The organism is Methanohalobium sp., from assembly GCF_018609725.1.
GTDB lineage: Archaea > Halobacteriota > Methanosarcinia > Methanosarcinales > Methanosarcinaceae > Methanohalobium.
Genome location: NZ_JAHENT010000068.1, coordinates 1 through 14,235 on the forward strand (window position 1 = coordinate 1; position 14,235 = coordinate 14,235).

Genomic DNA, 14,235 nt, shown 5'->3' on the forward strand with positions numbered 1-14,235 from the left:
AAATACGCCGATACCTGAGTTCGAATCTCAGTGGTCCCATTCTTTTTGTTTAAGTACTGGGGTGTTAGATGACAATCAAAATTTAATCAGAATAATACTATAATGCAAAAAAGTCTGGTAAAATGTAATAATCCTTATGATTGGACTATTTTGCACCTGGCGTTTACAATTAAACAATATATAGGGTGATTAATTGAATATACAGACCAAAAAACAGACTTTTACAAGGTATGAGCGTGCAAGGATTATTGGTGCAAGGGCATTACAAATATCAATGGATGCTCCTATATTAATTGAAAACGTGGAGAATTTGGACCCATTACAGGTTGCAATAGAGGAACTAAAACACGGTTTTATCCCTGTTACAGTTAAAAGAGAATTACGAAAATGAGGTGAACCAATGGAAGACCAACAGGATATAGAAGACAATTCAGAAAAGAATCTTGAAACCGAAGAAACAGCGCCAGTGTCACAGTCAGCGACACCACAACCATCAAAAGAGACCACAGAAAGTGAAGAAGAATCAACATCATTGATTCCGATTGATGAATACTTGGCATCAGGAGTACATATAGGCACTCAGCAAAAGACCAAAGATATGCTCAATTTCATCTACCGTGTCAGGACTGACGGTCTTTATGTACTTGACATACAATCAACAGAAGAAAGAATAAAACTTGCAGCAAGTTTCCTCTCCAAATATGACCCATCAACAATACTGGTGACCTCAGCACGTCAGTACGGTCAGCATCCTGCAACTATGTTTGCTAAAGCTATTGGTGCAAAATCAATGGTAGGCAGGTTTATACCGGGAACACTTACTAATCCACAGATGGAAGGATTTTTTGAACCAGGAGTAACCCTTGTAACAGACCCAACTGGTGATGCACAGGTTATAAAAGAATCAGTGAATGTTGGAGTGCCAGTAGTAGCTTTCTGTGATACCAATAATCAGACATCAAGCGTGGATCTTGTAATACCGACAAACAACAAAGGTAGAAAAGCACTATCTCTTGTTTACTGGTTACTGGCAAAAGAAGTTGCAAAGAAAATGGGAATCTCGTTCAATTACGAATTCAGTGACTTTGAAACTGAAATTTGATGATTATAACATAAACAATATTACCACCTGATACATACTGTTAAAAGGGATAACAATCCCTTAACAATCAGGGGTGATAGGAAGTATGAGAAATCCAACAGTTGCTGGACAGTTCTATGCACGGGATACCAGTGGACTTGAAAAAGAAATTAGCAGATGTTTTGGCGATCTTGACATATCACAACAAAACATTCACGGTGCAGTCATCCCACATGCGGGGTATATGTTTTCAGGACATGTGGCGGCCTATGCTTTTGCACAACTGCCGGAAGCTGATACTTATATAATACTGGGTCCCAATCATACCGGACTTGGTTCAGCAGTAGCAATTTCACAGGATACATGGTCTACTCCGCTTGGAAATGTTGAAACTGATAAAGAACTGGGCAAATCACTTGCTGGAAGTACCCTGGATGTAGATGAAATGGCTCATATGTATGAGCATTCAATAGAAGTACAAATTCCATTCCTGCAATACAGGTTCAGTCATGATTTTAAGGTATTACCGATATGTATGGGTCTGCAGGATGAGGAAACAGCACTGGAAGTAGGAAATCAGATATCCAGTGCAATCAAAGAATCCAATAAAAAGGTGTTTGTTATTGCTTCCAGTGATTTAACCCATTTTGAACCAGAAAATGTAGCCAATGATACAGACAAGTATCTTATAGAATCAATAGAAAACATGGATGTCCATGAATTCTATAGGCGTATATCTGAAAGGTCTGCTACTGCATGTGGATATGGTCCGATTTCTGCAATGTTAACAGTAGCAAAATCCCTTGGAGGTAGGACAGGTAAACTCCTAAAATATGGTACCAGTGCTGAAGTAACAGGTGATAGTTCATCAGTTGTAGGGTATGCCGCAGTTGTTATAGAATGATAAATTTATGCATCAATAAATTAAAAAGTGATATATAAAAGGAGCTTAGATGATAACCTCTTCTGCACCAGGAAAGATATATTTGTTCGGTGAGCATGCAGTGGTTTATGGTGAAAACGCCATATGTTGTGCTATAGAGCTTAGGACGTATGTCCAGGCAGAGTTCTGCGACCGTATAGAAATAAATTCTGTTCTGGGCAGAAGTGGTCTGAATTTTGAAAAACATCCCTATGTATCAGCTGTGATTGAGCGAATGAAGAAGTTTGTACCTGTGGATGGTGTAAAAATCAATATAAACTCAGAACTTCCAGTAGGTTCAGGGCTGGGTTCATCTGCAGCATTAACTGTCTCGACAATACAAGCTTTAAACCACCTTTTTCATTGTGGTTTATCTCTTGAGCAGATAGCTGAGCTGGGTTATAGTGTGGAACGGGAGGTCCAAGGCAATGCAAGCCCAACGGATACATATGTGAGTACAATGGGCGGGGTATTTATGCTTCCCTCTCGCAGAAAGCTTGAATTGGATCATTGCGGTATAGTTATTGGTGATACAAAAAAAAATTCATCTACGAAAAAATTGGTGACAAATGTAGCTGAACTAAAAAACCGGTTTCCTGAAATAGTTACGTCCATTCTTTCAACCATTGGTAAAATCACCTATTGTGGCGAATATTCAGTTTGTAATGGTGATTATGAATCCATTGGTAAACTTATGAACATTAATCAGGGATTACTGGATTCAGTTGGAGTCGGGAGCCTTGAACTTTCACAATTAATCTATTCGGCAAGGTCTAAAGGGGCGTATGGAGCAAAGCTCACAGGAGCAGGAGGTGGCGGGTGTATGGTAGCCCTGACAGACACCAGTAAAACTGTGGATGTATCAGATTCAATAAAATCTGCAGGTGGTGTGCCGATAACCACAAATATAACTGATAAAGGGGTAGTAGTAGAAACAAAGAGGTAACAGACATGGGCACAAATTCATCCGGTGGACAAAATATTACCATTTTAAAAATAGGTGGAAGTGTTATAACAGACAAAAATGCAGACGAAAATTTTGCAAAACATGATGAAATTGACCGGATTTCTAAGGAAATTTCAGAGTTTGATGGTAAACTTGTAATTGTCCACGGTGCAGGCTCATTTGGTCATCCGCAGGCTAAGAAATATCAAATAACAGATAAGTTTGATGCAAAAGGTTCAATAATCACACATAAATCAGTAAAACTATTAAATCAATTTTTTATTGATTCACTTATTGATAATGATGTTAATGCAGTTTCTGTGCATCCTATGAATAATACTATATCAGAAAACGGGCGGATACAGGATATGTTCCTTGATAACCTGTACTACATGCTTGATAATAAAATAGTTCCTGTTTTGCATGGTGATGTGGTAATGGATAAAAATACAGGCACATCAATTATTTCAGGGGACCAAATAGTTCCATATCTTGCAACTCAAATGGGTGCCATCAGGATAGGGATAGGTAGTATTAAGGAAGGGGTTCTGGACGAAAAAGGAAAAACATTAAAGCTTATAACACATGACAATTTTGCAAATGTGAAAAACAATATAGGTTCATCAGAAGGTGCTGATGTAACTGGCGGGATGCTTGGAAAAGTAACTGAACTTTTAAAACTTAATGAACTTACAGGTTCAACGTCTTATATATTCAATGCCGGTAAACCGGGGAATGTGTCGATGTTTTTACAAGGAAATGGTATAGGTACATCGATTACAGACTCTGGGCAATAAATGATGAAATAACGGGATTTTATTATGAGTACATCCAGACGAAAAATAGAACATTTAAATTTTTGTGCCCATAGTCCGGTAGAATCCAGAAAAAGGGGTTCAGGATTTGATGATATAACTTTAATACATCGTGCACTTCCAGAAGTTAATATGGAAGAAATAGATCTTTCTACACGGTTTCTGGGAAAAGATTTCAGTGCACCATTCATGATAGCCTCCATCACAGGAGGGCATGAAGATACAATACCTGTAAACAGAGCTCTTGCAAAAGCAGTTGAAGAAATGGGTGTAGGTATTGGTGTCGGAAGCCAGAGAGCGGCCATCGAAGACCCAGCCCAAGAAGAATCATTCAGGGTAGTTCGTGATGAGGCTCCCAATGCTTTTATTTACGGTAATGTGGGGGCTGCACAGATAAAGGAATACGGCGTTGAGGTAGTTGAAAAACTCGTGGACATGATAGATGCAGATGCCCTGGCAGTTCATCTGAATTTTTTGCAGGAAGCAGTTCAACCTGAAGGAGACCGTGATGCATCTGGAACACTTGAAGCAATATTTGAAATAACTTCTCTTAATATACCGGTTGTAGTAAAAGAGACAGGTGCAGGTATATCTCATGAAGATGCGGTTCTTCTAAAAAATGCAGGAGTTTCAGCAATTGATGTAGGTGGTGTTGGTGGAACCAGCTGGTCAGGTGTGGAGTTTTATCGTGCAAAGGACAGAAATGATTTAAGATCCCAGCTTCTTGGTGAAATATTCTGGGACCATGGGATACCTACAGCATCGGATTTAATTGAGTGTGATGTATCTCTACCTCTTATTGCTACAGGAGGTATAAGATCGGGGTTGGATATAGCCAAATCAGTTACAATGGGCGCTGATGTTGCCAGTGCTGCGTTACCATTTGTTGAACCAGCGTTAAAAAATGAGCAGGAAGTAATTAATACATTATCAAATTTCATCTATCAATTAAAAGTATCCATGTTTCTCTGTGGATGTAAAACAGTAAGCGATTTACGTGATGTTCCGGCAGTAGTAACCGGCTGGACTCGGGAATATCTTTTACAAAGAGGATTTGAAATCGATAAATTATCCATGCGGTAATATGTATTTATTCATTATCAAGGTCATTTGTATTATCAAGAATTAAAAAAAAGTTGGATTACAGTATAAAATAAGGATTTAAAGAGATTAAAAATGAGTAGAGGATAATATGACAGATATAGGTATAATTGCAGTTGGTGGATACAACGAAATGGGTCGCAATATGACTGCGATCCGAGTAGGTGAGGACATAATCATTCTTGATATGGGACTCAGACTTGACAGAGTGCAGATCCACGAAGATGTTGAAATCAACAAGATGCACTCTCTTGAACTAATAGAAATGGGCGCGATACCTGATGACACTATCATGAAAGAAATCAATGGAACAGTACGTGCGATTGTTTGTACACACGGTCATCTTGACCATATAGGGGCAATACCCAAATTGGCCCATAGGTACGCTGCACCCATAATAAGCACACCTTATACTACATCACTTATCAAACAACAGATTGAGTCTGAAGTAAAATTTGGTGTCAAAAACAAAATTGTTACTCTAAATGCTGGAGGAATTTATCAGGTTACCGAAGATATTTCTATAGAATTTATCAGAGCACAGCACAGCATAATTGATTGTGTTTTTGCAGTCATACATACTCCAGATGGGGCTATATTGTATGCATGTGATTATAAACTGGACCGCATGCCTACAATGGGCGAACAACCAGATTTTGACCGTTTGAAATCACTTGGTGAAGAAGGCGTACTTGCAATGATTACTGAAAGTACCAATTCAGGAGTGCCCGGTAAAACTCCATCAGAACGTATAGCACATGACCTTGTCCGGGATGTACTTCTTGGAACAGAAGAATCAGATGTAGGAATGATAGTAACTACGTTTGCATCTCATATTGCACGTATAAATTCGATAATCAAATTTGCAGCTGAGATGGGAAGGACACCAGTGTTGATTGGCCGGGCAATGGATAACTATGTTCTAACCGCCAAAAAACTGGGGTATATAGAACTTCCAGATAACATAGAGGTTTATGGTGCGCGTAAAGACGTCGATAAAGCACTTAAAAAGATTGTAAACAAAGGCAAGGATAAATATCTTCCAATTGTTACAGGTCATCAAGGAGAACCGGGTGCAATACTTCCAAGAATTGCAAATGGAGAAACCCCCTACACTATAGAATCAGGTGACAAAGTAATATTTTCAGCAAATGTAATCCCGAGCCCAATGACAGAGGGCAATCGGTATTCACTGGAAACGAAACTTAAAATGAGAGGAGCCAGACTTTTCACTGATGTACATGTTTCGGGACATGCATGCAAGGAAGATCACTGGGAACTGTTGAGGATTATAAATCCAGAGCATGTAATACCTGCTCATGGAACAATTAATATGCACAGTTCTTATATAGAAATGGCAGAAGATGCTGGCTATGTGCTCGGTAATACCCTGCACCTTTTAAGAAACGGAGAAGAATTATATATAGAGGAATAACGCTCCTCGGACTCAAAAACACTTATGATCAATATGAGCCTAATAGAAGAAATCAAAAACAGGAGTTCAACGGTAGACAGGGCGATACAGGAGTATCTCCCTGTCCAGAGCCCAGAAGAGCTTTACAGAGCTTCAAGGTATTTGCCTGATGCTGGTGGGAAACGTTTGAGGCCAGTAAGTACAATTCTTGCAGCAGAATCTGTGGGTTGTTCTGATATCAAGCCCATTTTGCCTGCGGCTGTGTCGGTGGAACTGGTTCATAATTTCACATTGATTCATGATGATATCATGGATAAAGATGATGTACGCAGAGGTATGCCCTCAGTCCATGTGAAATGGAATGAAGCAGGTGCTATCCTTGCGGGTGATACACTTTATTCTAAAGCCTTTGATATATTGTCAGGTGTGGACAATGACCCTGCTCAGATTGTGAAGTGTGTCAATCTTTTATCCAGAACATGTGCACAGATATGTGAAGGTCAATGGATGGATATTAATTTTGAAGAATCTAATCAGGTATCAGAAGAAGAATATCTTGAAATGATTGAGAAAAAGACCTCCGTTCTTTACGCTGCATCGATTAAAATAGGAGCACTACTTGGTGGAGCTTCTGATGAAGTAGCAGATGCGTTGTACGATTTTGGGCGCATGATAGGTGTCAGTTTCCAGATATACGATGATGTACTTGATTTAATAGCACCTGAAGAGACACTTGGTAAAGTACGAGGAAGTGACTTGAGAGAGGGTAAAATGACCCTTATAGCAATCCATGCTTTCAATCAGGGTATAGAGTTGGATATATTCGGAAAAGGTAATGTCACCCAGCAAGAAATTGATAATTCTGTACATGCACTTGAAAATGCAGGTTCTATTCAGTATGCCAAAGATTTGGCAATGTCATACCTTGAAAAGGGTAAATCAAAACTTGATGTTCTTGAAGACACCAGAGCCAAAAATCTACTTCTCGATATTGCTGATTATATGGTCGAAAGACCATATTAATTATAAAAAATATGACTGCTGCGGGTAGATTCCCGCAGTTTAATTTTTATTTTTCTTCTTTCAGGACAGCCTGTGCTGAAGCCAGTCTTGCAATTGGAACTCTGTAAGGTGAACAACTTACATAATTCAGTCCTGCTTCATAACTGAAACTGATGGACTCTGGATCTCCACCATGTTCACCACAGATGCCCATTTTGATATCCGGACGTGAACTTCGACCCTTGTCGATTCCTATCTTCATTAATTCACCGACACCTTCCTGGTCAAGCACTGCGAATGGGTCGCTCTCGAGTATTCCTTTGTCGATATATAATGGAAGGAATTTGCCTGCATCATCTCTACTGTATCCAAAGGCAGTCTGGGTCAGGTCGTTGGTACCAAATGAGAAGAACTCAGCACCTTTTGCAATCTTATCAGCAGTAAGGGCTGCTCTTGGGAGCTCTATCATAGTTCCACAAAGATAATCGATATTTGTGCCCTTCTCATTCATTACCGATTCTGCAGTGTCGGTGACGGTTTTCTTTACAAAATCGAGTTCCTTTTCATTTGATACCAGAGGAATCATTATTTCTGGTATAACATCTGTACCTTCAGATGCAAGTTCACAGGCAGCTTCTATAATGGCTTTGGTCTGCATTTCATAGATTTCTGGATATGTTATACCAAGACGGCATCCTCTGTGACCAAGCATGGGGTTGGTTTCTTTTAATGCATCTACATTTTTAAGTAAATCATTAACTCTGTTGATTTCTTCCTGTTTGCCGCCTTCTGATTCCAGTTTCTTGATTTTTTCTATTAAATCTTCATAGTTGGGCAAGAACTCATGCAGTGGTGGGTCGAGTAACCTTACGGTAATGGGATATCCATCCATTGCACGGAAAATATCCAGGAAATCATCTTTTTGCATTGGCTGAAGTTTTTGCAAGGCTTTTTCTCTGTCTTCTTTGTTATCAGCCATTATCATTTCACGGACTACAGGTATTCTTTCTTCACCAAAGAACATGTGTTCTGTTCTGCAAAGTCCGATGCCTTCGGCACCAAAATCACGGGCGAGTTTAGCGTCTTCAGGTGTATCAGCATTTGTTCTTACATTGAGTGACCTGATATCATCAGCCCACTGGAGCATTGTTTCAAGTTCTCCACTGACATTTGGCATTTTAAGTTCTGCTTCACCCATGTAGATTTTACCTTCAGAACCATCGATAGATATACATTCTCCTTCATTTATGGTATAACCTTTAGCAGTGAATACTCCTTCATTCATATCTATATTTATTCCGTCACATCCGCACACACAGGGTTTGCCCATGCCTCTTGCAACAACGGCTGCATGTGATGTCATTCCACCGCGTACAGTGAGCACCCCTTTTGCGGCATGCATGCCACCTATATCCTCGGGTGAAGTTTCAGTGCGTACCAGTATCACTTCTTCGTTGTTTTGGGCCATTTCTTCAGCGTGTTCTGCACTAAACACAACTTTGCCCACAGCTGCACCCGGTGACGCGGCAAGTCCTGATGACAGGAGTTCCAGTTCGGAATTAGGGTCAATCATTGGATGTAATACCTGATCAATTTGACTGGGTTTAAGCCTCATAACTGCTTCATTCTTGTTAATCAGATTTTCATGAACCATGTCTACAGCAACTTTAAGAGCTGCAGCAGCAGTACGTTTTGCATTCCTTGTCTGGAGCATGTATAATTTACCTTTTTCAATGGTGAATTCTATATCCTGCATATCCTTGTAATGTTGCTCCAGTTTTTGGGTTATATCGTCAAGTTGTCTGTATACATCAGGCATGTTATCTTTTAAAGTCTGTACGGATTTTGGTGTTCTTATTCCTGCAACTACATCTTCACCCTGTGCGTTAGTTAAGTATTCACCGTAGAATTCCTTTTCACCGGTTGCAGGGTTTCTGGTAAAGGCTACACCTGTTCCTGAAGTCTCACCCATGTTCCCAAATACCATTGCCTGAACGTTGACTGCAGTACCCAGTTCATCTGAAATATCGTTTAATTGTCTGTATTTTTTGGCACGTTCATTGTTCCAGGAATTAAATACAGCATTTATAGCCATTTTAAGCTGTTGTTTTATTTTCTGTGGGAAATCAGAACTGGTTTTTTCCTTGTATACAGATTTGAATTCTTCTACAAGGTCTTTCATTGTGTTGGTGCCTAGCTCGGTGTCTTCAGTCACTCCAAGTTCATCTTTTTTCTGCTGGATAATATTTTCAAATTCATCGGTATCAATGCCGAGTACGACATCCGAAAACATCATTATAAACCGTCGGTAACTGTCATAGGCGAACCACTCATTATCAGTTCTTTTAGCAAGCCCTCTGACAGTTTTATCATTTAAACCAAGGTTTAGTACTGTATCCATCATTCCGGGCATGGAAATAGGTGCCCCAGAACGAACGGATGATAATAATGGATTTTCGGGGTCACCGAACTTTTTCCCGGTGGATTCTTCAAGTTTGTCAATATTTTTATCTATTTCATCCCACATTCCCTCCGGGTAATCATTATTCTTCATGTATAATACGCAAGCCTCGGTGGATATAGTAAAACCAGGGGGTACAGGAACTCCAAGGTTTGCCATTTCCGCAAGGTTTGCACCTTTACCACCAAGCAAGTGTTTCATTTTGTTGCTACCTTCAGTCTGGTTATCTCCAAAAAAGTACACAAATTTTTTATCTGTCACTGAATTTCCTCCATGGGAAATATACTCTATTGTACATCTATAAGCTAATTTATATTATGTTAATAATATAGGTTATTTCGCTAAATAGTTTATTTATTTTATATAAGGTTGTGGTTTTATTGTTTTAAAGGAATTACTGTATTTTTTGTTGTGTAAACACTTTTTAGAATGGAATATTTAATTTATATATTATTTGCGAAACTTTTATATATACTAAACTATCTAACAGATAATAGAAGTGGAAAAGGTATTTTTGATATTCTTATGTATTAAACTTTTATAACATAATAATGTTACTTTTAAATTGCTTGCGAAACTTTTATATAAAATAGAATCCATTTATAAATAGTAACAAATTGATTTATATATCTCTTATCAGAATCAAATATGAAAAAGTTAGGAACAGTTTCGCATCTATCAAAAAGTCGTAATCTTATAGTTAGAATGGATGAGTTAAAACCTTCAGATGCGTTCAAAAAGGCACCTAAAATCAATTCCATTGTTTTGAATAAATCAGTCAAACCAATAGGTAAGATAAATGATATTATTGGTCCAGTTAGCCAGCCATATGTGATAATAAATGTTTCCAGAAAAGTAACTGATTCTGAATTATTGAATTATGTTAACGAGAGGGTTTACATTAAATAACTTTGATATGTTACTGTGCAGGTTGTTGGTTCTCAAATAAAAATGTATTACTTTGGTATACAGGTGATGTTTAATGGTTGAAGTTGAAAGAGAGAGGTATTCTGATACCTCCGAACGTGAAAAAATACGTGAAATGATAAAAGCACGTAAGGAAAAAGAAAAAGAAAAGGAAAAATCCTCTGAAACAGAGTCATCAGTTACTAAATGCCCTGAATGTGGAAGCATTAACCTTGAGCAAGATTATGAGCGTGCAGAACTTGTTTGTTCAGATTGTGGACTTGTGGTGGATGCAGAATTAGTTGACGAAGGTCCAGAATGGCGAGCATTTGACCATGATCAGAGGATGAAACGCTCCAGAGTAGGGGCTCCAATGACTTATACCATACATGATAAGGGTCTCTCCACAATGATTGACTGGAGAAACCGTGATTCTTATGGTAAGTCAATCTCATCTAAAAACAGAGCTCAACTGTATCGGTTAAGAAAATGGCAGCGTAGAATCCGTGTAAGCAATGCTACTGAAAGGAATCTGGCTTTTGCATTATCAGAACTGGACCGTATGGCATCTGCACTTGGATTACCAAGAACTGTACGTGAGACAGCAGCAGTAGTCTACCGCAAGGCAGTGGATAAGAATTTGATACGTGGAAGAAGTATTGAAGGAGTTGCTGCAGCAGCGCTTTATGCTGCATGTCGTCAATGCAGTGTACCAAGAACACTTGATGAGATTGGTGAAGTATCAAGAGTTAGCAGGAAAGAGATTGGAAGAACCTATCGTTTCATCTCAAGAGAACTTTCGTTAAAGCTTATGCCTACCTCACCTATCGATTATGTACCAAGATTTTGTTCAGGTCTCAAATTGAAAGGTGAAGTTCAGTCCAAGGGAGTAGAAATCCTGAGACAGGCATCAGAGAAGGAGTTGACAAGCGGACGTGGTCCGACAGGTGTTGCAGCTGCAGCAATCTATATTGCATCTATTCTATGTGGGGAAAGAAGAACCCAGCGAGAAGTTGCGGATGTAGCGGGTGTGACTGAAGTAACTATACGTAACAGATATAAAGAACTGTCCGAAGAACTGGACATTGAAATAATACTCTGATTTTGATAAAGGCAATAACAAATCATTGCAGTTGTTGCCTTTGATTTTTTTCTTGTTTTTTAAGTTTACAACAGGATACAATTTTGTTATTTAGGGTAATTTATTAATTATCCCTCTGTTTTTAGAGTATGTGTTATGCTTGATACCTTTGAAATGCTTCTTATAGGATTGGGTGTTGGATTTACAGGAGCAGTGGTACCTGGGCCCATGCTATTTGCAACTATTGAAACATCTTTCAAGAAAGGATGGTCGGCAGGTCCTGAAGTGGTACTGGGGCATGCATTGATTGAGTCAATAATAACATTACTGATTATCTTTGGTATAAGTTCCTTTATAAACGATGATATTTTTTCAATTATTTCTTTAGTCGGTGGGATTGTTCTTGTTGTTTTTGGAATATTTACTGTTAAAAGCCCTGTAAATGACCAATATTCTTGCAGTAATTCGTATGAAATGCTGACAAGTCCAGTAGTTTCTGGTGTGGTGACATCTGCTTCTAATCCTTATTTCTGGATGTGGTGGTTTACAGCAGGTAGTGCACTTGTACTTCGTGGATATGAAATAGGTTTAATAGCAGCTATTTTGTTTGTAATTGGTCACTGGATGGCAGATTTGGGTTGGTATAGTGCTGTTTCAATATCATTTAGTCACGGTAAATATCTTATTTCAACTGATACACATGGATGGATTATGAGAATATGTGGAGTTTTTTTGATATTATTCGGTACATGGTTTGTTATAGGTTGGAGTTAATATGTCTGATGTTGTAAAGCAAAAAGGTGTAAAAGTTATCAGAAAAAAAGGAGAACCTACAAGACGTATACTTATAGACAAAGGTATACTTAATCCATCTGCAAAAATATTTTCTGATGGTTGTTTTTTGTATCTTCCAGTTGTAAGACAGCCTGATGATTGTGAATTATCAGAAATCAAACAAATATCAGATGATATTATTGTTGGTGATTATGAATTTGAATTAATGGAAAAACCTCCTACATTTGATGATTTATTGGGTTATGTTCCACATTACGAAATGGTTGGTGATATAGCTATTATAGACGAAGATGATGAATTTGAATCCAGAAAGATAGCGGATGTAATTTTAAAACTCCACCCCAATATAAAAACTGTTCTTGGGACAACTGCTCCTGTGGGTGGTGAATACAGGGTAAGGAAAGTTAAAGTGATTAAAGGGGAGAACCGGACTGAAACCATTCACAAAGAACATGGATGCAGATATGCAGTAGATATAGCAGGAGCTTATTTTACACCCCGATTGTCAACGGAACGTGAAAGGGTTTTGTCTTTTATAGGTTCAGGTGATGTAGTGGTGGATATGTTTGCAGGAGTCGGACCATATAGTATATTGATTGCGAAAAAAGTGGATGTAAAAAAGGTGATAGCAATCGATAAAAACCCTTCAGCAGTTCGTTTTTTACGCAAGAATATTGAGTTAAATTCAGTAAATAATGTGTTTGCAATTGAAGGAAGTGCAGGAACAAAAGCACAGGAATTTGCAGGTACTGCTGACCATGTGATTATGAATCTCCCTCACAGTGCAGAGGAATATCTGGATACAGCTGTTAAAATTACAAAAACTGGAGGTATGATTCATTATTATGATATAAATCCAGAAGACGACCTTTTTAAGACTTCATAGGAACTTATAGGAAACACTGCAAACAAACATGGACGGCAAATAGAGGTTGTTGACAAACGGGTAGTGCGTTCATATGCACCGCATGAATTCAATATCTGTATTGAAGTGGTGGTCAATTAATCTGGGCGAAATTGTTAAATTGTAACATCAATATTTTGGTGATGAAAATCAAAATGCCGCCGTGGCTTAGTGGCAGAGCGGCTGATTCGTAATCAGCAAGTCGGGGGTTCGAATCCCCCCGGCGGCTTAAGTATGTGAATCCTAATCCCCATGTTCCCACAGCCAAAAATTAAAAAATATATATTATGTGAAATATGGTGGTGGAACATGGATATTTACAAACATGAAAAATATCTAAAAAGGGCAGAAGAACGAGTACAGGAAGCAGATTATCCTGAAAATAACAAAAAACTCATTTTCAAGTTCGAAAACCATCTTTTTATAAGAGGTTATGAAACTCCCCGGGTTCTAAAGTATCAAGATATTGCAGTGCAATATAACTCAGGTCTCCGTAATCAAGTGCATTGATACTGGATTTCTTATCTTCATAGCTTTTCCATGCGTTGATGAAATCCTGATACTTGCGGTATTCATCGTAAACATTTATGAATTCCTGCCAGGATTTCTTCTCCTCTTTCAGAGCTTTTTGTTCGCTCTTATCTTTTAGGTGGAATGTGTTGAGATTTACTTTGTAGTCATGGTACAGCTGTTCCCACTCACCCTCGCTACCGAATTTATAAAGTATCTCTTTTTTGCCATCGATATAATCCTCGAAATCCTTCATGGACAAGTTAAGGTCTTTAGCTTTTGAAATTGAACTTGAGT

Annotated in this window: 14 protein-coding genes and 1 tRNA gene; 13 read left to right on the forward strand and 2 right to left on the reverse strand. The window is 38.5% G+C overall.

The features are described 5' to 3' along the window. Positions 1-193 precede the first annotated feature (193 nt). From QZ276_RS04140 to QZ276_RS04175, 8 genes are all read left to right on the forward strand, one after another. The gene (locus QZ276_RS04140; RefSeq protein WP_292485562.1) at positions 194-391 is read left to right on the forward strand and encodes a DNA-directed RNA polymerase subunit K; all 198 of its coding nucleotides are present in this window, start codon (positions 194-196) and stop codon (positions 389-391) included. A gap of 9 nt (positions 392-400) precedes the next feature. Beyond that, a complete protein-coding gene (gene rpsB, locus QZ276_RS04145; RefSeq protein ID WP_292485563.1) occupies positions 401-1,102 on the forward strand; it encodes a 30S ribosomal protein S2 in 702 nt (233 codons plus the stop codon). 85 nt (positions 1,103-1,187) lie between these two features. Next, positions 1,188-1,985 (forward strand): MEMO1 family protein, encoded by a 798-nt coding sequence (locus QZ276_RS04150; RefSeq protein WP_292485565.1) that lies wholly within the window; start codon positions 1,188-1,190, stop codon positions 1,983-1,985. A gap of 49 nt (positions 1,986-2,034) precedes the next feature. Next, positions 2,035-2,949 (forward strand): mevalonate kinase, encoded by a 915-nt coding sequence (locus QZ276_RS04155; RefSeq protein ID WP_292485567.1) that lies wholly within the window; start codon positions 2,035-2,037, stop codon positions 2,947-2,949. Positions 2,950-2,954: 5 nt separating this feature from the next. Continuing rightward, entirely contained in the window at positions 2,955-3,746 is a 792-nt protein-coding gene (locus QZ276_RS04160) for an isopentenyl phosphate kinase (RefSeq protein ID WP_292485569.1), read from the forward strand. A gap of 24 nt (positions 3,747-3,770) precedes the next feature. Further along, entirely contained in the window at positions 3,771-4,847 is a 1,077-nt protein-coding gene (gene fni / locus QZ276_RS04165) for a type 2 isopentenyl-diphosphate Delta-isomerase (RefSeq protein WP_292485571.1), read from the forward strand. Positions 4,848-4,956: 109 nt separating this feature from the next. Beyond that, positions 4,957-6,300, forward strand: a complete 1,344-nt coding sequence (locus QZ276_RS04170) for an RNase J family beta-CASP ribonuclease (RefSeq protein ID WP_013193819.1) — start codon at positions 4,957-4,959, stop codon at positions 6,298-6,300. 33 nt (positions 6,301-6,333) lie between these two features. Continuing rightward, positions 6,334-7,302 (forward strand): polyprenyl synthetase family protein, encoded by a 969-nt coding sequence (locus QZ276_RS04175; RefSeq protein ID WP_292485573.1) that lies wholly within the window; start codon positions 6,334-6,336, stop codon positions 7,300-7,302. Positions 7,303-7,348: 46 nt separating this feature from the next. Here the strand turns inward: QZ276_RS04175 and ppdK are convergent, their stop codons facing one another. Next, complete coding sequence (gene ppdK / locus QZ276_RS04180) at positions 7,349-10,003, reverse strand: pyruvate, phosphate dikinase (RefSeq protein WP_292485575.1); 2,655 nt, start codon at positions 10,001-10,003, stop codon at positions 7,349-7,351. A gap of 387 nt (positions 10,004-10,390) precedes the next feature. On the opposite strand from ppdK, the gene QZ276_RS04185 reads away from it, so the two are divergent. The 5 genes from QZ276_RS04185 to QZ276_RS04205 all read left to right on the forward strand — a co-directional run bounded on the left by QZ276_RS04185 (position 10,391) and on the right by QZ276_RS04205 (position 13,657). Then, positions 10,391-10,651: an H/ACA ribonucleoprotein complex subunit GAR1 gene (locus QZ276_RS04185; RefSeq protein ID WP_292485577.1), complete on the forward strand. Its 261-nt coding sequence runs from the start codon at positions 10,391-10,393 to the stop codon at positions 10,649-10,651. 73 nt (positions 10,652-10,724) lie between these two features. After that, positions 10,725-11,750, forward strand: a complete 1,026-nt coding sequence (locus tag QZ276_RS04190) for a transcription initiation factor IIB (protein ID WP_013193822.1) — start codon at positions 10,725-10,727, stop codon at positions 11,748-11,750. A gap of 135 nt (positions 11,751-11,885) precedes the next feature. Continuing rightward, a complete protein-coding gene (locus QZ276_RS04195) occupies positions 11,886-12,503 on the forward strand; it encodes a LysE family translocator (protein ID WP_292485581.1) in 618 nt (205 codons plus the stop codon). Position 12,504: 1 nt separating this feature from the next. Next, positions 12,505-13,410, forward strand: coding sequence for a class I SAM-dependent methyltransferase family protein (locus QZ276_RS04200; protein WP_342765699.1), 906 nt, complete (start codon positions 12,505-12,507; stop codon positions 13,408-13,410). 175 nt (positions 13,411-13,585) lie between these two features. Then, a tRNA-Thr gene (locus QZ276_RS04205) sits at positions 13,586-13,657 on the forward strand. Positions 13,658-13,849: 192 nt separating this feature from the next. Here the strand turns inward: QZ276_RS04205 and QZ276_RS04210 are convergent. Then, on the reverse strand, positions 13,850-14,235 hold a 386-nt coding region (locus tag QZ276_RS04210; protein WP_292485583.1), incomplete at its 5' end, for a hypothetical protein.

Excerpts from the sequence above, each read along its gene's own strand:
- QZ276_RS04170 (WP_013193819.1), top strand. The coding sequence starts at position 4,957 with ATGACAGATATAGGTATAATTGCAGTTGGTGGATACAACGAAATGGGT.
- fni (WP_292485571.1), top strand. The coding sequence starts at position 3,771 with ATGAGTACATCCAGACGAAAAATAGAACATTTAAATTTTTGTGCCCAT.
- QZ276_RS04185 (WP_292485577.1), top strand. The coding sequence starts at position 10,391 with ATGAAAAAGTTAGGAACAGTTTCGCATCTATCAAAAAGTCGTAATCTT.
- QZ276_RS04175 (WP_292485573.1), top strand. The coding sequence starts at position 6,334 with ATGAGCCTAATAGAAGAAATCAAAAACAGGAGTTCAACGGTAGACAGG.
- QZ276_RS04190 (WP_013193822.1), top strand. The coding sequence starts at position 10,725 with ATGGTTGAAGTTGAAAGAGAGAGGTATTCTGATACCTCCGAACGTGAA.
- QZ276_RS04155 (WP_292485567.1), top strand. The coding sequence starts at position 2,035 with ATGATAACCTCTTCTGCACCAGGAAAGATATATTTGTTCGGTGAGCAT.
- rpsB (WP_292485563.1), top strand. The coding sequence starts at position 401 with ATGGAAGACCAACAGGATATAGAAGACAATTCAGAAAAGAATCTTGAA.
- QZ276_RS04200 (WP_342765699.1), top strand. The coding sequence starts at position 12,505 with ATGTCTGATGTTGTAAAGCAAAAAGGTGTAAAAGTTATCAGAAAAAAA.
- QZ276_RS04150 (WP_292485565.1), top strand. The coding sequence starts at position 1,188 with ATGAGAAATCCAACAGTTGCTGGACAGTTCTATGCACGGGATACCAGT.
- QZ276_RS04160 (WP_292485569.1), top strand. The coding sequence starts at position 2,955 with ATGGGCACAAATTCATCCGGTGGACAAAATATTACCATTTTAAAAATA.
- QZ276_RS04195 (WP_292485581.1), top strand. The coding sequence starts at position 11,886 with ATGCTTGATACCTTTGAAATGCTTCTTATAGGATTGGGTGTTGGATTT.